This window comes from Streptomyces sp. P17 (genome assembly GCF_032436805.1).
Lineage (GTDB): Bacteria > Actinomycetota > Actinomycetes > Streptomycetales > Streptomycetaceae > Streptomyces.
Window position 1 is genome coordinate 21,291 of sequence record NZ_JAVRBF010000035.1, and the last position, 20,033, is coordinate 41,323.

At 70.6% G+C, this 20,033-nt stretch carries 19 protein-coding genes and 1 tRNA gene; 18 read left to right on the top strand and 2 right to left on the bottom strand.

The annotated features are described in order from the left end of the window. Positions 1-240: 240 nt before the first annotated feature. Positions 241-1,674: an NAD-dependent malic enzyme gene (locus tag RMT89_RS22710; RefSeq protein WP_315885604.1), complete on the top strand. Its 1,434-nt coding sequence runs from the start codon at positions 241-243 to the stop codon at positions 1,672-1,674. 320 nt (positions 1,675-1,994) lie between these two features. Further along, the gene (locus RMT89_RS22715) at positions 1,995-2,276 is read left to right on the top strand and encodes an HU family DNA-binding protein (RefSeq protein WP_007498188.1); all 282 of its coding nucleotides are present in this window, start codon (positions 1,995-1,997) and stop codon (positions 2,274-2,276) included. A gap of 133 nt (positions 2,277-2,409) precedes the next feature. On the opposite strand, the gene murA is transcribed toward RMT89_RS22715, so the two are convergent. Continuing rightward, positions 2,410-3,756 carry a UDP-N-acetylglucosamine 1-carboxyvinyltransferase gene (murA, locus tag RMT89_RS22720; RefSeq protein ID WP_315885605.1) on the bottom strand — a complete coding sequence of 449 codons (1,347 nt, stop codon included), beginning with the start codon at positions 3,754-3,756 and terminating at the stop codon, positions 2,410-2,412. A 251-nt stretch (positions 3,757-4,007) separates the two neighbouring features. On the opposite strand from murA, the gene RMT89_RS22725 reads away from it, so the two are divergent. From RMT89_RS22725 to RMT89_RS22775, 11 genes are all read left to right on the top strand, one after another. Next, entirely contained in the window at positions 4,008-4,580 is a 573-nt protein-coding gene (locus RMT89_RS22725) for a YqgE/AlgH family protein (RefSeq protein ID WP_315885606.1), read from the top strand. A 30-nt stretch (positions 4,581-4,610) separates the two neighbouring features. Beyond that, positions 4,611-4,913, top strand: coding sequence for a DUF3039 domain-containing protein (locus RMT89_RS22730; protein WP_315885607.1), 303 nt, complete (start codon positions 4,611-4,613; stop codon positions 4,911-4,913). Positions 4,914-5,095: 182 nt separating this feature from the next. Further along, positions 5,096-6,388, top strand: coding sequence for an extracellular solute-binding protein (locus RMT89_RS22735; RefSeq protein ID WP_315885608.1), 1,293 nt, complete (start codon positions 5,096-5,098; stop codon positions 6,386-6,388). Then, complete coding sequence (locus tag RMT89_RS22740) at positions 6,385-7,275, top strand: sugar ABC transporter permease (protein WP_315885609.1); 891 nt, start codon at positions 6,385-6,387, stop codon at positions 7,273-7,275. Before RMT89_RS22735 ends, RMT89_RS22740 begins: the two co-directional genes overlap by 4 nt. Continuing rightward, complete coding sequence (locus tag RMT89_RS22745; protein ID WP_315885610.1) at positions 7,272-8,117, top strand: carbohydrate ABC transporter permease; 846 nt, start codon at positions 7,272-7,274, stop codon at positions 8,115-8,117. The genes RMT89_RS22740 and RMT89_RS22745 overlap by 4 nt, the downstream gene beginning before the upstream one ends. 4 nt (positions 8,118-8,121) lie before the next feature. Then, positions 8,122-9,750 (top strand): beta-N-acetylhexosaminidase, encoded by a 1,629-nt coding sequence (locus RMT89_RS22750; protein ID WP_315885611.1) that lies wholly within the window; start codon positions 8,122-8,124, stop codon positions 9,748-9,750. Between the two features lie 225 nt (positions 9,751-9,975). Next, positions 9,976-10,869 (top strand): FAD binding domain-containing protein, encoded by an 894-nt coding sequence (locus RMT89_RS22755; RefSeq protein ID WP_315885612.1) that lies wholly within the window; start codon positions 9,976-9,978, stop codon positions 10,867-10,869. Beyond that, positions 10,866-12,302 (top strand): 2Fe-2S iron-sulfur cluster-binding protein, encoded by a 1,437-nt coding sequence (locus RMT89_RS22760; RefSeq protein ID WP_315885613.1) that lies wholly within the window; start codon positions 10,866-10,868, stop codon positions 12,300-12,302. The genes RMT89_RS22755 and RMT89_RS22760 overlap by 4 nt, the downstream gene beginning before the upstream one ends. Continuing rightward, positions 12,299-14,611, top strand: a complete 2,313-nt coding sequence (locus RMT89_RS22765; RefSeq protein WP_315885614.1) for a molybdopterin cofactor-binding domain-containing protein — start codon at positions 12,299-12,301, stop codon at positions 14,609-14,611. Before RMT89_RS22760 ends, RMT89_RS22765 begins: the two co-directional genes overlap by 4 nt. 71 nt (positions 14,612-14,682) lie before the next feature. Next, on the top strand, positions 14,683-15,204 hold the full coding sequence (locus RMT89_RS22770; protein ID WP_315885615.1) for an SUKH-4 family immunity protein: 522 nt from the start codon (positions 14,683-14,685) through the stop codon (positions 15,202-15,204). Then, positions 15,201-15,428, top strand: coding sequence for a hypothetical protein (locus RMT89_RS22775; RefSeq protein WP_315885616.1), 228 nt, complete (start codon positions 15,201-15,203; stop codon positions 15,426-15,428). The genes RMT89_RS22770 and RMT89_RS22775 overlap by 4 nt, the downstream gene beginning before the upstream one ends. Here the strand turns inward: RMT89_RS22775 and RMT89_RS22780 are convergent. Next, positions 15,429-15,529: transfer RNA gene (locus RMT89_RS22780), tRNA-OTHER, on the bottom strand. It lies immediately after the preceding gene. 178 nt (positions 15,530-15,707) lie between these two features. Here RMT89_RS22780 and RMT89_RS22785 point away from each other — a divergent pair. The 5 genes from RMT89_RS22785 to RMT89_RS22805 all read left to right on the top strand — a co-directional run bounded on the left by RMT89_RS22785 (position 15,708) and on the right by RMT89_RS22805 (position 19,928). Further along, positions 15,708-15,881 (top strand): hypothetical protein, encoded by a 174-nt coding sequence (locus RMT89_RS22785; RefSeq protein ID WP_315885617.1) that lies wholly within the window; start codon positions 15,708-15,710, stop codon positions 15,879-15,881. Further along, on the top strand, positions 15,878-16,252 hold the full coding sequence (locus RMT89_RS22790; protein ID WP_315885618.1) for a type II toxin-antitoxin system death-on-curing family toxin: 375 nt from the start codon (positions 15,878-15,880) through the stop codon (positions 16,250-16,252). Before RMT89_RS22785 ends, RMT89_RS22790 begins: the two co-directional genes overlap by 4 nt. A 106-nt stretch (positions 16,253-16,358) precedes the next feature. After that, entirely contained in the window at positions 16,359-18,152 is a 1,794-nt protein-coding gene (locus RMT89_RS22795) for a DEAD/DEAH box helicase (protein ID WP_315885619.1), read from the top strand. 294 nt (positions 18,153-18,446) lie between these two features. After that, complete coding sequence (locus RMT89_RS22800) at positions 18,447-19,088, top strand: IclR family transcriptional regulator (protein WP_093721413.1); 642 nt, start codon at positions 18,447-18,449, stop codon at positions 19,086-19,088. Positions 19,089-19,136: 48 nt separating this feature from the next. Then, positions 19,137-19,928, top strand: a complete 792-nt coding sequence (locus RMT89_RS22805) for a S16 family serine protease (RefSeq protein WP_315885620.1) — start codon at positions 19,137-19,139, stop codon at positions 19,926-19,928. Positions 19,929-20,033 lie beyond the last annotated feature (105 nt).

The window sequence follows — 20,033 nt, forward strand, 5'->3', positions numbered from 1 at the left end:
GTCGGTGTCACTCAGCGTTCGAGAGGCCCACGTCCGATGTGACGTGGGCCTCTTTGTTGCCCGTATGTCTGGCTGATCGATTCTCGTATCGTGGAAGATGTTTTCCAAAGTTGTCGCACGGTCGTCGTCTACCGGTGAACAAAAAGTCCGCAATCCAGGGCGGCTACCACGTACTCAGCGGTAGGTGCGACGATCGGACGGCACAACTTCGCGACACGGTGAAAGCAGAGGAAGTCGGCCATGGCAACGGCGCCCAGCGTCTCCTACTCGATGACCATCCGGCTGGAGGTGCCCGCGAGCGGAACGGCGGTCTCCCAGCTCACCACGGCCGTCGAATCCCACGGAGGCTCGGTCACCGGCCTCGACGTCACCGCCTCCGGCCACGAGAAGCTCCGGATCGACGTCACCATCGCGGCGACGTCCACCGCGCACGCCGACGAGATCGTCGAGCAGCTCCGCGGCATCGAGGGCGTCACCCTCGGCAAGGTCTCGGACCGTACGTTCCTCATGCACCTCGGCGGCAAGATCGAGATGCAGTCCAAGCATCCCATCCGCAACCGTGACGACCTCTCCATGGTCTACACGCCGGGTGTGGCCCGGGTCTGCATGGCGATCGCCGAGAACCCCGAGGACGCCCGCCGTCTCACCATCAAGCGCAACTCCGTCGCGGTCGTGACGGACGGCTCCGCGGTGCTCGGCCTCGGCAACATCGGCCCCAAGGCCGCGCTGCCGGTCATGGAGGGCAAGGCGGCCCTCTTCAAGCGGTTCGCCGGGATCGACGCCTGGCCGATCTGCCTGGACACCCAGGACACCGACGCGATCGTCGAGATCGTGAAGGCCATCGCCCCCGGCTTCGCCGGCATCAACCTGGAAGACATCTCGGCCCCGCGCTGCTTCGAGATCGAGGCCCGGCTGCGCGAGGCCCTCGACATCCCCGTCTTCCACGACGACCAGCACGGCACCGCGATCGTGGTGCTCGCGGCGCTGACGAACGCCCTGCGGGTGGCCGGCAAGTCCATCGACAGCATCCGGGTCGTCATGTCCGGCGCGGGCGCGGCCGGTACGGCCATCCTGAAGCTGCTGCTCGCGGCCGGGGTGAAGAACGCCGTCGTCGCCGACATCCACGGCGTCGTGCACGCCGGCCGCGAGGACCTCGTGGACGCCGCCCCCGACTCGGCGCTGCGCTGGATCGCCGACAACACCAACCCCGAGGGCCTGACCGGCACGCTGAAGGAGGCCGTGCGCGGCGCGGACGTCTTCATCGGCGTCTCGGCCCCGAACGTCATCGACGGTGACGACGTGGCCGCCATGGCGGACGGCGCGATCGTGTTCGCGCTCGCGAACCCCGACCCCGAGGTGGACCCGGCAATCGCCCGTCAGACGGCGGCGGTTGTGGCCACCGGCCGCTCCGACTTCCCGAACCAGATCAACAACGTGCTGGTCTTCCCGGGCGTCTTCCGCGGCCTGCTGGACGCCCAGTCCCGCACGGTCAACACCGAGATGATGCTGGCGGCCGCGAAGGCGCTCGCGGACGTGGTGACCGAGGACGAGCTGAACCCGAACTACATCGTCCCGAGCGTCTTCAACGACAAGGTCGCGGGCGCGGTGGCCGGTGCGGTGCGCGAGGCGGCCAGGGCGGCCGGCGCCGCCCCGAACCACGACTCCGGCGTCTGAGGACGTGACGATCGCCACGGCAAGCCCTTGTAGCGGCGCGTCGTGGAACCGAGGGCCTGTGACAGCCGTTTATGGTGACGGCCAGGCTCAGGCCCTCTTTTCGTGTGACTCCCAAGGGTGTTCTCACGACTCGGACGGGTGCCGGATTGGCTTTCCCGCCGCAGGTAGGGGCAGGATGCGTCTCTGGGCGCGAGGGTCCGAGGACGGACCCGGGTCCGGGGACTGTCCGAGGACCCTGGCAGCATCGGCTTCGCTGTGCCCACTATGCGGCTCCGCCGCGTGGCACGCCTCAACAGCAAGAAGAACACGGGAGTAACAACATGAACCGCAGTGAGCTGGTGGCCGCGCTGGCCGACCGCGCCGAGGTGACTCGCAAGGACGCCGACGCCGTGCTGGCCGCGTTCGCCGAGACCGTCGGCGAGGTCGTCGCCAAGGGCGACGAGAAGGTCACCATCCCCGGCTTCCTGACTTTCGAGCGCACCCACCGTGCCGCTCGCACCGCGCGCAACCCGCAGACCGGCGACCCGATCCAGATCCCGGCCGGCTACAGCGTGAAGGTCTCCGCGGGCAGCAAGCTCAAGGAAGCCGCCAAGGGCAAGTGACCTTGCCGTCTGTACACCACGGGACGGTGTGCGGCTTGTAGCAACGCCAATGGGGCGGCGCCCGGTTCTCGGGTGCCGCCCCATCGTGGTTTCGCTCACCGATGGCCTCGAACGCCGGCCGGGCTGGTTTTCGCTAGCCCAGCGCCTTGCCCGGCAGTTCCACCTTCGCGCCCAGTTCGACGAGCTTCTCCATGAAGTTCTCGTAGCCCCGGTTGATGAGGTCGATGCCGTGGACGCGGGACGTGCCCTGGGCCGCCAGGGCGGCGATGAGGTAGGAGAAGCCGCCGCGGAGGTCGGGGATGACCAGATCGGCGCCCTGGAGCTTCGTCGGGCCCGACACGACCGCCGAGTGCAGGAAGTTGCGCTGGCCGAAGCGGCAGTCGGAGCCGCCGAGGCACTCGCGGTAGAGCTGGATGTGGGCGCCCATCTGGTTCAGCGCGGAGGTGAAGCCGAGGCGGGACTCGTAGACCGTCTCGTGGATGATCGAGAGGCCGGTCGCCTGGGTGAGCGCCACGACCAGCGGCTGCTGCCAGTCCGTCTGGAAGCCCGGGTGCACGTCCGTTTCGAGTGCGATGGACTTCAACTGGCCACCGGGGTGCCAGAAGCGGATGCCCTCGTCGTCGATCTCGAAGGCGCCCCCCACCTTCCGGTAGGTGTTCAGGAACGTCATCATCGAGCGCTGCTGGGCGCCGCGGACGTAGATGTTGCCCTCGGTCGCCAGCGCCGCGGACGCCCAGGAGGCGGCCTCCAGGCGGTCCGGCAGGGCGCGGTGGGCGTAGCCGCCGAGCTTGTCGACACCGGTGACGCGGATCGTGCGGTCGGTGTCCATCGCGATGATGGCGCCCATCTTCTGCAGGACGCAGATCAGGTCCTCGATCTCCGGCTCCACGGCCGCGTTCGAGAGTTCCGTCACGCCCTCCGCGAGCACCGCGGTCAGCAGCACCTGCTCGGTCGCGCCCACCGACGGGTACGGCAGCCGGATCTTCGTGCCGCGCAGTCGCGTCGGCGCCTCCAGGTACTGGCCGTCCGCCCGCTTCTCGATCGTCGCGCCGAACTGCCGCAGTACCTCGAAGTGGAAGTCGATGGGCCGGCCGCCGATGTCGCAGCCGCCGAGGCCCGGGATGAAGGCGTGACCGAGGCGGTGCAGCAGCGGACCGCACAGGAGGATCGGGATCCGGCTGGAACCCGCGTGGGCATCGATGTCAGCGACGTTCGCGCTCTCCACGTGCGACGGGTCCATCACCAGTTCGCCGGGCTCCTCGCCCGGACGTACCGTCACTCCGTGCAGTTGCAGCAGCCCGCGTACGACCCGTACGTCCCGGATGTCCGGAACGTTGCGCAGCCGACTTGGCTCACTGCCCAGCAGGGCGGCGACCATGGCCTTCGGCACGAGGTTCTTCGCACCGCGGACACGGATCTCGCCCTCCAGCGGGGTTCCGCCGTGGACAAGCAGTACGTCGTCATTGCCGTTGACGGTCATGTATCTCGCGTTCCGATGAGTGGGGCAGGGGCCGAGGAAACAGGGTAATCGCCGCGGACCCCCCTTCAGTAAGCCCAAGTGCCGCCCAGATACGTCATGGCTGTGTCACAACACGAACGGTTCTTCGCCGGGCACGAGGGGTCACCGCGGCGGGTGTGCGCCGGGGGCGCTCGATTCCGCGCTGAGCTGCGTTCACTCCCTTACCGGGATTGCCTCCCCATGCGAAGGGAAGATGCGGGATCATGTCTGGCATGACCGAGGTGTCCTCGCTCACAGGGCGGTTGCTCGTGGCAACGCCCGCCCTGGCGGACCCGAACTTCGACCGCGCGGTGGTGCTGCTCCTCGACCACGACGAGGAGGGCTCCCTCGGTGTCGTCCTCAACCGTCCGACCCCGGTGGACGTGGGCGACATCCTGGAGGGCTGGGGCGAGCTGGCCGGCGAACCGGGCGTCGTCTTCCAGGGCGGCCCGGTCTCCCTCGACTCGGCCCTCGGTGTCGCCGTCATCCCCGGCGGGGCGAGCGGCGAGGCCGCACCGCTGGGCTGGCGCCGGGTGCACGGCGCGATCGGGCTCGTGGACCTGGAGGCCCCGCCGGAGCTGCTCGCCTCGGCCCTCGGATCACTGCGGATCTTCGCCGGATACGCCGGCTGGGGGCCCGGCCAGCTGGAGGACGAGCTGGTGGAGGGCGCCTGGTACGTCGTGGAGTCGGAGCCCGGTGATGTGTCCTCGCCGGCCCCGGAGAGACTGTGGCGGGAGGTCCTGCGCCGCCAGCGCAACGAGCTCGCGATGGTGGCCACGTATCCGGACGACCCTTCGCTCAACTGACCCGTGTGAGCTTCAGTACTCTTGGTTGTTATGAGCACTCTTGAGCCTGAGACCCAGCCGCAGCGCGGGACTGGTACGGGGACCCTCGTAGAGCCGACGCCGCAGGTGTCCCACGGCGACGGTGACCACGAGCGCTTCGCCCACTACGTCCAGAAGGACAAGATCATGGCGAGCGCCCTCGACGGGACTCCCGTCGTGGCGCTGTGCGGCAAGGTCTGGGTGCCCGGCCGCGATCCGAAGAAGTACCCCGTGTGTCCCATGTGCAAGGAGATCTACGAGTCCATGGGCGCCGGCGGCGACGACAAGGGCAAGGGCGGCGACAAGAAGAAGTAGCCGCTCGCCTGAAGCTCCTGTGAGGCCCCTGGGGCGCCGATGCGCGTCACGGGGGCCTTCGCGTTGTCACGAAGTGGTGGAGACCTCTTGTGGACATGTTCATGTAGTCCATAGCCTCCGGGTTGTTGTTGTGCAGAGCAAAACAGTCATTGCATATGTTGCAACACCCGGAGGATTGCTCCATGAAGCTCCCCGCCCGTCTGGCCGTGCTCCTCGCAGTCATGGCCGCCACCGCCTGCGCCCCCCAGACGTCCGGCAACTCCTCCTCCGACAAGGACGAGAAGACCGGCACACTCCGCGTCTGGCTCTTCCAGGAGGTCAGCAACAAGCCCAAGGAGAAGGTCGTCGACTCCGTCCTCGCCGCCTTCGAGAAGGCCCACGAGGACACGAAGGTCACCGTCGAGTACATCCCCGTCGAGACCCGCGCCCAGCGCATCAAGGCCGCCTTCAACGACCCCAAGAGCGCGCCCGACGTCATCGAGTACGGCAACACCGACACCGCGGGCTATGTGAAGGACGGCGGACTCCTCGACGTCACCGAGGAGTTCGGCGCGTGGAAGGAGGCCGCGGACACCGACCCGACCGCGAAGGAGTCGGTCACGGTGGACGGCAAGGTCTACGGCGCCCCGTACTTCGTCGGTGTGCGCGCGCTGTACTACCGCACCGACGTCTTCGACGAACTCGGCCTCGAAGTCCCCCGAACGCAGGCCGAGCTGATCTCCACGGCGAAGGAGATACGGGCCGCCAAGCCCGAGTTGTACGGGCTCGCGGTCGGCGGTGCGTACACGTACGGCGCGATGCCGTTCGTGTGGGCCAACGGCGGTGAACTCGCCACGGGCAAGGGTGGCTCGTACGCCTCCGCCATCGACAGCCCGGCCGCGCAGAAGGGCATCAAGGCGTACACGTCTCTCTTCGGCGACGACAACTGCCCCGCCGCGACCTGCGCCGGGATGGGTGGCAACGACACCGTGACCGCGTTCGCCTCCGGCAAGGCGGGGATGGCGATCGGCGGGGACTTCAGCCATGCGGCGGTGGAGGCCGGGAAGGTCCGCGGCAAGTACGCCGTCGTGCCGCTGCCCGGGGTGAAGGCCGGGGAGACCGCGCCTGCCTTCGCGGGCGGCAACAACATCGGCGTACTGAAGAGCACCTCGCACCGCACGCTCGCGGTCGATCTGATGAAGCGGCTCGCCTCGAAGCGGACGCAGGCCTTGATGTTCGACGCGATGGGCTTCCTGCCGACCTTCTCGGACGTACGGCAGCAGGCGGCGGCGAAGGAGCCGTTCGTGAAGCCGTTCGTCGAGACGCTGGGCTCGGGCACGAAGTTCGTGCCGGCGTCGGCCGCGTGGTCCCAGATCGACTCGTCGCTCGTGCTGCCGACGATGTTCCAGGAGATCGTGAGCGGTAAGAAGTCGGTGGCCGAGGCTTCCAAGGACGCGGCGGCGAAGATGAACGACGCGTTCGGCTCCGTCGGGTGACCTCGGTGACCGACCGCAGGACCTGGACCCCTTGGCTCTATCTCGCCCCCGCCCTTGTCGTCCTCGGCGGCCTGCTCGCCTACCCCATCTACCAGCTCGGGCTGATCTCCCTCTTCCACTACACCCAGGCCCAGGTCAGTGGCGGGGAGCCGACCACCTTCGAGGGGTTCGGGAACTACGCCGAACTCTTCGGGGACTCCCAGTTCTGGGAGGTGCTGCTGGCCACGGTCGTGTTCGCGGCGGCCTGTGTCGTGTCGACGCTCGCCGTCGGGTGTGCGCTCGCCGTGCTGCTCACGCGCGTGCGGGCCGTGCCCCGGCTGGCGTTGATGCTGGCGGCGCTGGGGGCCTGGGCCACCCCCGCCGTCACCGGATCCACCGTGTGGCTGTTTCTCTTCGACGCCGACTTCGGGCCCGTGAACCAGGTGTTGGGGCTCGGCGACCACTCCTGGACGTACGGTCGCTTCAGCGCCTTCTTCCTCGTACTGCTCGAAGTGGTCTGGTGCTCCTTCCCGTTCGTGATGGTCACCGTGTACGCGGGCATCCGCGCCGTACCCGGCGAGGTGCTGGAGGCCGCAGCGCTGGACGGCGCCTCGCAGTGGCGGATCTGGCGGTCGGTGCTCGCGCCGATCCTGCGGCCGATCCTGGTCGTCGTGACCATCCAGTCGGTCATCTGGGACTTCAAGGTCTTCACGCAGATCTACGTCATGACCAACGGCGGCGGCATCGCGGGCCAGAACCTGGTGCTCAATGTGTACGCCTACCAGAAGGCGTTCGCGTCCTCGCAGTACAGCCTCGGCTCGGCGATCGGGGTCGTGATGCTGCTGATCCTGCTCGTCGTGACGCTGGCCTACCTGCGGCTGCTGCGCCGGCAGGGGGAGGAGCTGTGAATCTTCTTCGGGGTCTTGTGGCCCGGCCGTGGCGGTTCGCCGCGGAAGCGACCGCGCTGCTGATCGCGGCGGTCGTCGCCTTCCCGCTGTACTGGATGGTGCTGAGCGCCTTCAAACCGGCCGGGGAGATCGAGTCGACCGAGGCGCGGCCCTGGACGGCGGCGCCCTCGCTGGATTCCTTCCGGCGCGTGTTCGAGCAGCAGGAATTCGGCCGTTACTTCCTCAACAGCCTTGTCGTGGCGGGCACCGTCGTGATCGCCTCGGCGCTGATCGCGTTTCTCGCGGCGACCGCAGTGACCCGATTCCGGTTCCGCTTCCGGACCACCTTGCTCATCATGTTTCTGGTGGCCCAGATGGTGCCCGTCGAGGCCCTCACGATCCCCTTGTTCTTCCTCATGCGGGACGCCGGGCAGCTGAACACGCTGGGCTCGCTGATCCTGCCGCACATCGCCTTCTCGCTGCCGTTCGCGATCTGGATGCTGCGAGGGTTTGTGAAGGCCGTCCCCGAGGCTTTGGAGGAGGCCGCATACCTCGACGGGGCGAGCCACGCGCGATTCCTGTGGCAGATCCTTTTCCCGCTCGTACTGCCGGGGTTGGTGGCCACGAGCGTGTTTTCCTTCATCTCGGCCTGGAACGACTTCCTGTTCGCCAAGTCGTTCATCATCAGTGACACTTCGCAGTCGACGCTGCCGATGGCGCTGCTGGTCTTCTACAAGCCGGACGAGCCGGACTGGGGCGGCGTGATGGCCGCGTCGACGGTGATGACGATTCCGGTGCTGGTGTTCTTCGTACTCGTACAGCGACGGCTGGTCTCGGGGCTGGGCGGAGCGGTAAAGGACTGACGACATGGGCTTCCACGATGTGATTCCGGCACCTCGCAAGGGATGGTGGGTGCCACCGGCGCAGGGAGCGTTTCCGCTGGACGGGGAAACCGTGCTGCACGCGGCGCCCGGCACAGAGCGGGTGGGGCTCTGGCTGCGCAGCACCCTGAGCGCCGCCACCGGACTGCCGTTCGCCGACGGCCGCAACGACAACGGCATCGAGCTGAGCGTAGATCCCGAGATGGCGGGGGAGGCGTACCGCATCGTCATCGACGGATACGCGATCCGCATCCAGGGCGGGAGTGCGGCCGGGGTTTTCTGGGGTGCGCAGACGTTCCGTCAGCTGTTGGGGGCCGACGCCTTTCGGCGCGCACCGATCGATCCGGCCTGCCTGGAGTGGCAGGTGCCGATGGTCGTCATCGAGGACTCCCCCCGTTTCCGCTGGCGCGGCCTCATGCTCGACGTGGCCCGGCACTTCATGCCCAAGGACGGTGTCCTGCGCTACCTCGACCTGATGGCGGCGCACAAACTCAACGTCCTGCACTTCCACTTGACCGACGACCAGGGCTGGCGTGTCGAGATCAAGAAGTACCCCCGGCTCACCGAGGTCGGCTCCTGGCGGGAGCGTACGAAATTCGGCCACCGGGCCTCACCGCTGTGGGAGGAGAAGCCGCACGGTGGCTACTACACCCAGGACGACATCCGCGAGATCGTCGCCTACGCCGCCGAGCGGCATATCACCGTCGTCCCCGAAATCGACGTACCCGGACACTCGCAGGCCGCCATCGCCGCGTACCCGGAACTCGGCAACACGGACGTCATCGACACGACCTCCCTCACCGTCTGGGACAACTGGGGAATCTCCGCCAACGTACTCGCCCCCACTGACAACACCCTGCGCTTCTACGAGGGGGTGTTCGAGGAACTCCTCGACCTGTTCCCCTCGGAGTTCGTCCATGTCGGCGGTGACGAATGCCTCAAGGACCAGTGGCGGCAGTCGCCCACCGCGCAGACCCGTATCAAGGAACTCGGACTGGCCGACGAGGACGCACTCCAGGCGTGGTTCGTCGGGCACTTCGACAACTGGCTCTCCGCGCGCGGGCGCAGGCTCATCGGATGGGACGAGATCCTGGAGGGCGGGCTGGCGCCGGGCGCGGCCGTGTCCTCCTGGCGCGGGTACGAGGGCGGAATCGCCGCCGCGCGCGCGGGACACGACGTCGTCATGTGCCCCGAGCAGTACGTGTACTTGGACCACCGCCAGGACGCGGGCGCCGACGAGCCGGTCCCCATCGGCTACGTCCGCACCCTGGAGGACGTCTACCGGTTCGAGCCCGTTCCCCCCTCGCTGACCTCGCAGGAGGCCCGGCATGTGCTCGGGACGCAGGCCAATGTGTGGACCGAGGTGATGGAGGACCACGCGCGCGTGGACTACCAGGCCTTCCCCCGGCTCGCGGCCTTCGCGGAGGTGGCGTGGAGTGCTCTGCCGGCCCCGGGGGAGCGGGACTTCGCCGACTTCGAGCGGCGGATGACCTCCCATTACGCGCGGCTTGACGCCCTCGGCGTCGGCTACCGCCCGCCCACCGGACCGCGTCCTTGGCAGCGGCGCCCCGGAGTGCTCGGCCGCCCCCTCGAAGGGCCGCCCCCGAACAGGTAATGGAAAAACCCCGCCAGGGTCACCGAAGAGAGGCAATTCGCGCGCACCGGTGATGCCGGACGAAAACGGACCATCTCGCTGGTGAAGTGGGCGAACGTCTCCTAGCGGACCCCCGCGTTCGGGCCCTGCGAAGATGTGCCAGAGTTGCCACGTCCGCCCTGTCAGCACGTACCGTACGGCAGCAACAGGTGGGACCAGGTGGGGCAGCGGGAAGGGGCAGCCGGTTTGACCACGCACGTACCGCAGGCGGCGCAGGCCGTCACGCTGCCCACGACGCTGGACGAGGCCGTGGCGGCTCTGGCCGCCATGCCGGCCGCCGTCCCCGTGGCCGGCGGCACCGATCTGATGGCCTCCGTCAACTCCGGTCAGCTCAGGCCCGCCGCGCTGGTCGGCCTCGGCAAGATCAGCGAGATCCGCGGCTGGCAGTACCAGGACGGCCACGCCCTGCTCGGCGCCGGGCTCACCCACGCGCGCATGGGCCGCCCCGACTTCGCCGCCCTGATCCCGGCGCTCGCCGCGTCCGCGCGTGCCGCAGGCCCGCCGCAGATCCGCAACGCCGGCACGCTGGGCGGCAACATCGCCACCGCCGCCCCCACCGGCGACGCGCTGCCGGTGCTGGCCGCCCTGGAGGCGACGCTGATCATCGCGGGTCCGGGCGGGGCCCGCCGGGAGATCCCGGTGTCGCATCTGCTGGCCGGCATGGAGATGCTGCGGGCCGGCGAACTCATCGGCTACGTGCGTGTGCCGCTGCTGCACGCCCCCCAGGTCTTCCTGAAGGCCACCGGCCGCACCGGCCCCGGGCGCGCCATGGCCTCCGTGGCGCTGGTCCTCGACCCCGCGCGGCGGGGCGTGCGGTGCGCCGTGGGCGCCATAGCGCCGATGCCGCTCAGGCCCCTGGAGGCCGAGCAGTGGGTCGCGCAGCTGATCGACTGGGACAACGACCGCGCCATCGTCCCGGAGGCGCTGACCGCCTTCGGGGAGTACGTCGCCGCGGCCTGTATCCCCGACCCGGTGCCGGCCGAGGACGGCTCCGTGGACCCGCTTCCGCCCGCCGTACTGCACCTGCGGCGCACCGTTGCCGCGCTGGCCCGACGAGCACTGGGGAGGGCGCTGTCGTGACCGACGACCAGCATGGAGAGGGCGCCCCGCGGGGCGCCGGCCGCTGGGATCCGCTGCCCCAGGGCGACTACGACGACGGCGCCACCGCCTTCGTGAAGCTTCCCGAGGGCGGCATCGACGCCCTGCCGGCCTCCACCGACAGCCCGCTGGCCGCGCCCGGCCACGGCTATGTGCCGCCGCCCATAACGGTCACGCCCGCCACCACCGCGGGCACCGATCCGGCGGCCACCGGCACCTGGTCGATGCCGGCGGGCGCGGTCCAGTGGCCCGACGCGAACGCCGGGACCGAGGAGGCCGGGAACGACCGGTTCCGGTACAACCCGGCCGCCACCGGCCAGTGGACCTTCGAGGACACCGCGGCCGCCGAGAGCGCGCCCGGCCATGACGTCACCGGCCAGTGGTCGATCCCCGTCGCGGGCGGCGACCTTCCGGACGAATCGGGTGAGTTCACCACCTCGGCACTGGTCGAGCAGTGGGGCGGCACCCCGCCGGCCACCCTCCCCGGCGGCGCGGCCGCGCCCTGGGCGACCCAGGCGATCGGTGAACCGTGGGCACGCCAGGCCGCCGAACAGGCGGAGCACAGCGGCGAGCGGAGCGCGCCGCACGCGCGCGTGCCCCTCGACGCCCACGCCGCCGACACGGCCGTACCCGAACCCCCCGCGCCCCGGGCCCCCGAGGAAGAGGCCTCACGGGGCGCTCCGGAGGCCCGTGAGGCGGACGGGGCCGACGAGGGGCCCCAGGAGGCCGAGGACGCCGAGAACGCCGCCGAGAGCGCCGTGGAACCGGCCGAGTCCTCGATGCCCGGCGAGGAACACCCCCTCGCCTCCTACGTGCTGCGGGTCAACGGCGTCGACCGGCCCGTCACCGACGCCTGGATCGGCGAGTCGCTGCTGTACGTGCTGCGCGAGCGGCTCGGGCTCGCGGGCGCCAAGGACGGCTGCTCGCAGGGCGAGTGCGGGGCCTGCAACGTCCAGGTCGACGGGCGGCTCGTCGCCTCCTGCCTGGTGCCCGCCGTGACCGCCGCCGGCAGCGAGGTCCGTACCGTCGAGGGGCTCGCCGTCGACGGACAGCCCTCCGACGTCCAGCGCGCGCTCGCCCGGTGCGGCGCCGTGCAGTGCGGCTTCTGCGTGCCCGGCATGGCGATGACCGTGCACGACCTGCTGGAGGGCAACCCCGTCCCGACCGAGCTGGAGACCCGCCAGGCGCTCTGCGGCAACCTGTGCCGCTGCTCCGGCTACCGGGGTGTCGTCGACGCGGTCAAGGAAGTCGTCGCCGAGCGCGAGGCGCACAGCGCCGGCGACGGTGAGGGCGACCCCGACGAGGCACGCATCCCGCACCAGGCGGGCCCGGGGGCCGGCGGGGTGCATCCGTCGGCGTTCGAGCACCGCCCACCGCATGACCAGGCGTACGGACAGGACGGAGGCCAGGCGTGAGCAACGAAGCCGCCACCGCGCCCACTCCCGCGGAGGCAGCACCCGCCCCCGAACCGATCCCGCACGGCCTCGGCGCCTCCCTCCCGGCCGCCGACGCCCAGGCCAAGACCGAGGGCACCTTCCCGTACGCGGCCGACCTGTGGGCCGAGGGCCTGCTGTGGGCGGCCGTACTGCGCTCCCCGCACGCGCACGCGCGCATCGTGTCGATCGACACCACCCACGCGCGCGAGATGCCCGGCGTGCACGCCGTCGTCACTCACGAGGACGTCCCCGGCACCCCGGTGCACGGCCGCGGCAAGGCCGACCGGCCGGTGTTCGCCTCCGAGGTGGTACGCCACCACGGCGAGCCCATCGCCGCCGTCGCCGCCGACCATCCCGACACCGCGCGCATGGCCGCGGCGGCCGTCATCGTCGAGTACGAAGTACTCGACCCGGTCACCGACCCCGAGCACGCCTTCGAGGCCGAGCCGCTGCACCCCGACGGCAACCTGATCCGGCACATCCCGCTGCGCCACGGCGACCCGGACGCGGCCGGCGAGATCGTCGTGGAGGGCCTGTACCGCATCGGCCGCCAGGACCCGGCGCCCATCGGCGCCGAGGCCGGCCTCGCGGTGCCGCGCCCGGACGGCGGGGTGGAGCTGTACGTGGCCTCCACCGACCCGCACTCCGACCGCGACACCGCCGCCGCCTGCTACGGCCTCGCCCCGGACCGCGTGAAGGTCGTCGTCACCGGCGTCCCCGGCGCCACGGCCGACCGCGAGGACCAGGGATTCCAGCTCCCGCTGGGCCTGCTGGCACTGAAGACCGGCTGCCCGGTGAAGCTGACGGCCACCCGCGAGGAGTCCTTCCTCGGCCACACCCACCGGCATCCGACGCTGCTCAGATACCGCCACCACGCCGACACCGACGGCACCCTGGTGAAGGTCGAGGCGCAGATCCTGCTGGACGCGGGCGCGTACGCGGACACCTCGTCGGAGGCGCTGGCGGCCGCGGTGGCCTTCGCCTGCGGGCCGTACGTCGTGCCCAACGCCTTCATCGAGGGCTGGGCGGTGCGCACCAACAACCCCCCCTCCGGCCATGTGCGCGGCGAGGGCGCCATGCAGGTGGCCGCCGCCTACGAGGCGCAGATGGACAAGCTCGCCAAGAAGCTCGGCGTCGACCCGGCGGAGCTGCGCCTGCAAAACGCGCTCGCCACCGGCGACGTCCTGCCGACCGGCCAGACGGTGACCTGCCCGGCGCCGGTCGCCGAACTCCTCCAGGCGGTACGGGACTACCCGCTGCCCCCGCTGCCGAAGGACGCCCCCGAGGACGAGTGGCTGCTGCCCGGCGGACCCGAGGGCGCGGGCGAACCGGGCGCGGTGCGCCGGGGCGTGGGCTACGGGCTCGGCATGGTGCACATGCTGGGCGCGGAGGGCGCCGACGAGGTCTCGACGGCGACCGTGAAGGTCCAGGACGGCGTGGCGACGGTCCTGTGCGCGGCGGTGGAGACCGGCCAGGGCTTCACCACGCTCGCGCGTCAGATCGTCCAGGAGACCCTCGGCATCGACGAGGTCCACGTGGCCCCGGTCGACACCGACCAGCCGCCGGCGGGCGCGGGCTGCCGCGGACGGCACACCTGGGTGTCCGGCGGCGCGGTGGAACGCGCGGCGAAGATGGTCCGCACCCAGCTCCTGCAGCCCCTGGCGCACAAGTTCGGCATGTCCACCGAGCTCCTCCAGATCACCGACGGCAAGATCACGTCGTACGACGGCGTCCTGTCGACCACCGTCACCGAGGCGATGGACGGCAAGGAGCTGTGGGCGACCGCGCAGTGCCGCCCCCACCCCACCGAGCCGCTGGACGAGTCCGGCCAGGGCGACGCCTTCGTGGGCATGGCGTTCTGCGCGATCCGCGCGGTCGTCGACGTCGACATCGAACTCGGCTCGGTACGCGTGGTGGAGCTGGCGCTCGCCCAGGACGTCGGCCGTGTGCTCAACCCGGCCCAGCTGGCGGCCCGTATCGAGGCGGGCGTCACGCAGGGCGTCGGCATAGCGCTCACGGAGAACCTGCGCACGGCACGCGGCTCGATCCGCCACCCCGACCTGACGGGGTACGCCCTGCCGACGGCCCTGGACGCGCCGGACATCAAGATCGTGAAGCTGGTGGAGGAGCGGGACGTGGTCGCGCCGTTCGGCGCGAAGGCGGTGAGCGCGGTGCCGGTGGTCGCGTCGCCGGCCGCCATCGCCTCCGCCGTGCGCGCCGCGACGGGCCGGCCGGTGAACCGTCTGCCGATCCGTCCGCAGGCGGCGGTTGTGACGGGCGGCACGTGAGGCGCTGAGCGGGCGTTGTCAGTGGTGCGGCGTAGTGTTCCGAGGTGTCGGGGCACGTACGGGGGGACACCATGAACGCGACGATCACCAGGCCGGATCCGCTGCTGCAATGCGGGCGTCTGATCAGCACTTTGACGCTGGTCGCGGGCCCGGAACCGGCTGGGCGGGAGGCCTCGGGACTGGCGGTCTCGGTCCCGCCGCGGCTGCTCGCCGAGGAGTTCGGCCGGGCCGGGGTGATGCGCTTCGAGGACGTCGACTTCCCGGCGACACTCACCCATGAACCGACCCGCCGCTTCCTGCGCGTGACGGGGCTGCCGGAGGAGCACGCGCTGTTCCGCCTGGACCCGGAGCTCGTACTGCCGACGCTGCTGGAGGCCTACGCGGACCAGCCCGCCCCGAATCTCCCCGCCGAGGCGGACCGCCTGATAATCCTGGGTCACCTGGACGACACCCACACCCTGCTCCTGGACGGCGAAGCGGGCACGCTCCTGACGTGGACGCCCGCGGCCGGGACGCCTCACCCTCTCCCCGGGGACGTCTCCACCCTCGCCTTCACCCTCTGGCTGCTGCACCGGGACACCAAGCGCGCATGACCGAGACCATCACGATCCGCCGGGCCGAACCGTCCGACCTGGAGGTGGTCGCCGCGCTCGGCCTGCTGAACCGTGGCTTCGCCCGCATCGGGGAACCGGACCACGCCACGGGCGCCTGGCCCGCCGACGTCTCCCGCCTGACCCACGCCGCCGCCCGCCAGGACACCACCCTGACGGACCTGGCCACCCGGATCGCGGCACTCGCGGCCCGATACGCGGACTGATGGAGGCCGTGGCGGGATTCGAACCCACGTAACTCCCCGCGAGCGGAGCTCGCTGATGGATGCAGCGCAGGCGAGCCCCTGAACCACTCGGGCACACGGCCGTGTGCGAACTCGGTCCTTGCTTGCTGCCGTGTGCGGTGGTTCGACCGTAGGCGGCCGTGGGGGAGGGGCTCAAGGGAGGAGGACGGGGCGCTGCAATGGGACTGGCATGCCGCGTTCATGAAGGGGGTCGTACGACCAAGGTCTCAGGGTCGGAGGGACTCCTGACAGGGGTCAGGGGTGGGATTGGACCTGGAACTCGACGACCTCGCGGACGCCACCGGCCGTCGCCCGGAGGACATCGCGCTGGACGCCGTGGCGCAGCGCGTGGCGAAGGAGGCCTCGCCGGTGCGGGTCACCGCCGAGGTGCTGGCGGACGCGCACGCGGATCTCCTGCGCAGGCTCGGCCAATGACCAGGCACCTCACCGTCGCGGAGGCCGAGGCCATCGCCCGGATCGCCTTCGGCGGGCGCGCCCCCCAGGCGCGGGACGCCGGGCTGTTCGCCTCCGCCGTACGCAGGCCGCGCGCCCGGATGTTCGGCACGGAGGCCTACGGCGACCTGTACGAGCAGGCCGCCGCGCTGCTGCGCGCCCTCGCCACGAACCACCCTCTCGTCGACGGGAACAAGCGCACCGCCTGGCTCGCCGCCGCGACCTTCCTCGGTGTCAACGGCGTCGATCTCGCCGGGTGCGACCAGCACACCGCGTACGACCTGGTCATCGATGTCGCCTCCGGCGGGGAGAGCGACATCGCGGTGATCGCGGGGCGGCTGCGGCAGCTGTGATGTGGGTCCCACCCGCGGGTTACCGGGTCTCGTCCGCGCGTTGACAGGACCCCGGCGCCGGTAGGGTGGCCCGGTTGTCATACGTAGCCCGACCCCCACGGAGACCGTGACTACCACCGCCGCTTCCTCCTCCCATCACCTTTCCCCCGCCTTCCCCGGCCGTGCCCCCTGGGGTACCGCCAGCAAGCTGCGCGCCTGGCAGCAGGGGGCGATGGAGAAGTACATCCAGGAGCAGCCGCGTGACTTTCTCGCGGTCGCGACCCCGGGCGCGGGCAAGACGACCTTCGCCCTCACCCTCGCCTCCTGGCTGCTGCACCACCATGTCGTGCAGCAGGTGACCGTGGTCGCGCCGACCGAGCATCTGAAGAAGCAGTGGGCGGACGCGGCCGCGCGGATAGGGATCAAGCTCGATCCCGAGTACAGCGCGGGACCGCTCGGCAAGGACTACCAGGGCGTCGCCGTGACCTACGCGGGTGTCGGCGTACGGCCCATGCTGCACCGCAACCGCGTCGAGCAGCGCAAGACCCTCGTCATCCTCGACGAGATCCACCACGCCGGTGACTCCAAGTCCTGGGGCGAGGCCTGCCTTGAGGCCTTCGAGCCCGCCACCCGCCGGCTCGCGCTGACCGGTACGCCCTTCCGGTCCGACACCAACCCGATCCCCTTCGTCACGTACGAGGAGGACAACGCCGGCATCCGGCGCTCGGCCGCCGACTACACGTACGGCTACGGGTCGGCCCTGTCGGACGGGGTCGTGCGGCCCGTCATCTTCCTCTCCTACAGCGGCAACATGCGCTGGCGGACGAAGGCCGGTGACGAGATCGCTGCCCGGCTCGGGGAGCCGATGACCAAGGACGCCGTCTCGCAGGCCTGGCGCACCGCGCTCGATCCGCGCGGCGAGTGGATGCCGAGCGTGCTGCGCGCCGCCGACCAGCGCCTCACCGAGGTCCGCAAGGGCATCCCGGACGCGGGTGCCCTCGTCATCGCCTCCGACCAGGACTCCGCCCGCGCCTACGCCAAGCTCATCCGTGAGATCACGGGAACGAAGGCGACCCTCGTGCTGTCCGACGACGTCGGCGCGTCGAAGCGGATCGACGACTTCAGCAGCAGCAACGACCGGTGGATGGTCGCGGTGCGGATGGTGTCGGAGGGCGTCGACGTGCCCCGGCTCGCGGTCGGGGTCTACGCCACCACCATCTCCACGCCGCTCTTCTTCGCGCAGGCCGTCGGCCGTTTCGTACGGTCCCGGCGGCGCGGCGAGACCGCCTCCGTCTTCCTCCCGACCGTCCCCGACCTCCTCACCTTCGCCAACGAGATGGAGGTCGAGCGCGACCACGCCCTCGACAAGCCGAAGAAGGAGGGCGAGGAGGACCCCTACGCCGAGTCCGAGAAGGAGATGGAGGAGGCGAACAAGGAGCAGGACGAGGACACCGGTGAGCAGGAGCAGTTCTCCTTCGAGGCGCTGGAGTCCGAGGCCGTCTTCGACCGGGTCCTCTACGACGGCGCCGAGTTCGGTATGCAGGCCCACCCGGGGAGTGAGGAGGAGCAGGACTACCTCGGCATCCCGGGACTGCTGGAGCCCGACCAGGTGCAGCTGCTGCTCCAGAAGCGGCAGGCCCGGCAGATCGCGCACAGCCGCAAGAAGCCGGACTCCGAGGCCGACCTGCTGGAACTGCCCGCCGAGCGGCGGCCCGTCGTCTCGCACAAGGAGATGATGGAGCTGCGCAAGCAGCTCAACACGATGGTCAGCGCGTACGTCCACCAGAGCGGCAAGCCGCACGGGGTGATCCACACCGAGCTGCGGCGGGTATGCGGGGGACCGCCGAGCGCGGAGGCGACGGCGGGGCAGCTGCGGCAGCGCATCGCGAAGGTGCAGGAGTGGGCCACCCGTATGCGTTGACCTGGCCACTCGGGGGCCGCGTGACGTACGTAACAGGACAAACGGAAGCAGGCCGTACCGGTCGGTGACCGGATTCTGGACGGAGCCTTCCGCTCAGCGAACCGCCTTCGCTACTGTCCCGCTACGCACACGCCCCGTGGCAGCGCCGCCGCGGAGCGCAGCCGTGAAGCGACGCGGTCCGGACATGCCGGGCCGCCGGCCGATCGGCGGCCTCTGAAGCGCGTCACCGACGGGACTCGGTGACGCATCAGCCGCGAGGGGGCCGCTGACCTCACCACTTAAGGAGTGGGCGTCGTGACCGCGGAGACCTCTCAGACGCTCGACCGGGGACTGCGCGTCCTCAAGCTGCTGGCCGACACGGACCACGGGCTGACCGTCACCGAGCTTTCCAACAAACTGGGCGTCAACCGGACTGTTGTCTACCGTTTGCTCGCCACGCTGGAGCAGCACGCACTCGTACGCCGTGACCTGGGCGGCCGGGCCCGGGTGGGCCTCGGTGTGCTGCGCCTCGGCCGCCAGGTGCATCCGCTGGTACGGGAGGCCGCGCTGCCGGCACTGCGGTCGCTGGCCGAGGACATAGGGGCGACGGCGCATCTCACGCTCGTGGACGGCGCGGAGGCGCTGGCGGTGGCGGTGGTGGAGCCGACCTGGACGGACTACCACGTCGCCTATCGGGCCGGCTTCCGGCATCCCCTGGAGCGAGGAGCCGCGGGCAAGGCGATCCTCGCGGCCCGGCGGCAGCCGTTGGAGGAGCCCGGGTACACGCTGACCCACGGTGAGCTGGAGGCGGGGGCGAGCGGGGCCGCGGCACCGCTGCTGGGGGTGACCGGGGTCGAGGGCAGCGTCGGTGTGGTGATGCTGGCGGACGCGGTGCCGGAACGGGTGGGACCGCGGGTGGTGGACGCGGCACGCGAGGTGGCGGAGGCGCTGCGCTGAGGTCGGCCGGAGCCGGACCGCCGTCATCCGTCACGTTAGATTGACCCCGTGCTCTCTCGTCTCTCTCGCCCCCAGGCCCTCGCCGTCTGTGCGCTGCCCGTCGCAGGGCTGCTCGCCACGGCCGCTTTCGCGCCGCTGCCGTTCTCGCTCACGCAGCCGGGCCTGACGGCGAACGTACTCGGGGAGAACAAGGGGGAGCCGGTGATCACGGTCTCCGGGGCGGCCACCCGGGAGACCAGCGGGCAGCTGCGGATGACCACCATCGAGGCCACCGGCCCCGACGCCAGTGTGTCGCTCGCGGATGTCATCGACTCCTGGTTCCGCGCCGACCGCGCGGTCATGCCCCGTGACGCGGTCTACCCCAGCGACAAGAGCACCGACGAGATCGAGAAGTACAACACCGAGCAGATGCGGGAGTCCCAGGACGACGCCACCGAGGCCGCCCTGAACTACCTCGACCTCGACGCCAGAAAGGTCAAGGTCGATCTGGAACTCGCCGACGTCGGCGGACCCAGCGCCGGGCTGCTCTTCTCCCTCGGCATCGTCGACAAACTGGACGGCGACGGCAGCGGCGGCGACCTCACCGGCGGCCGCACCATCGCCGGTACGGGAACCATCGACGCCGACGGCAAGGTCGGCGCCGTGGGCGGCGTGGCCCTGAAGACCCAGGCCGCCCGCAGGGACGGCGCGACCGTGTTCCTCGTCCCCAAGGCCGAGTGCTCCGACGCCGAGGCGGAACTCCCCAAGGGCCTCCGCCTCATCCCCGTCACCACCCTCCAGGGCACCATCGACTCCCTGATCGCCCTGGAGAAGGGCAAGGGCGACGTACCGAGCTGCTAGGGGGTGTTTTGAGAGTCCCGCACAGCACCCACGGCGCCCGGCACGCACCCTCGCCGCACCGGCCAAAGACCCAAGTACGTCCAGTACGAGGGCCTTCGTCCGGCA

Bases quoted from the DNA above. Each gene is read 5' to 3' on its own strand.
- RMT89_RS22725 (WP_315885606.1), top strand. From the start codon at position 4,008: ATGACCGAGGTGTCCTCGCTCACAGGGCGGTTGCTCGTGGCAACGCCC.
- murA (WP_315885605.1), bottom strand. From the start codon at position 3,756: ATGACCGTCAACGGCAATGACGACGTACTGCTTGTCCACGGCGGAACC.
- RMT89_RS22790 (WP_315885618.1), top strand. From the start codon at position 15,878: ATGACCAGGCACCTCACCGTCGCGGAGGCCGAGGCCATCGCCCGGATC.
- RMT89_RS22730 (WP_315885607.1), top strand. From the start codon at position 4,611: ATGAGCACTCTTGAGCCTGAGACCCAGCCGCAGCGCGGGACTGGTACG.
- RMT89_RS22750 (WP_315885611.1), top strand. From the start codon at position 8,122: ATGGGCTTCCACGATGTGATTCCGGCACCTCGCAAGGGATGGTGGGTG.
- RMT89_RS22770 (WP_315885615.1), top strand. From the start codon at position 14,683: ATGAACGCGACGATCACCAGGCCGGATCCGCTGCTGCAATGCGGGCGT.
- RMT89_RS22710 (WP_315885604.1), top strand. From the start codon at position 241: ATGGCAACGGCGCCCAGCGTCTCCTACTCGATGACCATCCGGCTGGAG.
- RMT89_RS22715 (WP_007498188.1), top strand. From the start codon at position 1,995: ATGAACCGCAGTGAGCTGGTGGCCGCGCTGGCCGACCGCGCCGAGGTG.
- RMT89_RS22735 (WP_315885608.1), top strand. From the start codon at position 5,096: ATGAAGCTCCCCGCCCGTCTGGCCGTGCTCCTCGCAGTCATGGCCGCC.
- RMT89_RS22775 (WP_315885616.1), top strand. From the start codon at position 15,201: ATGACCGAGACCATCACGATCCGCCGGGCCGAACCGTCCGACCTGGAG.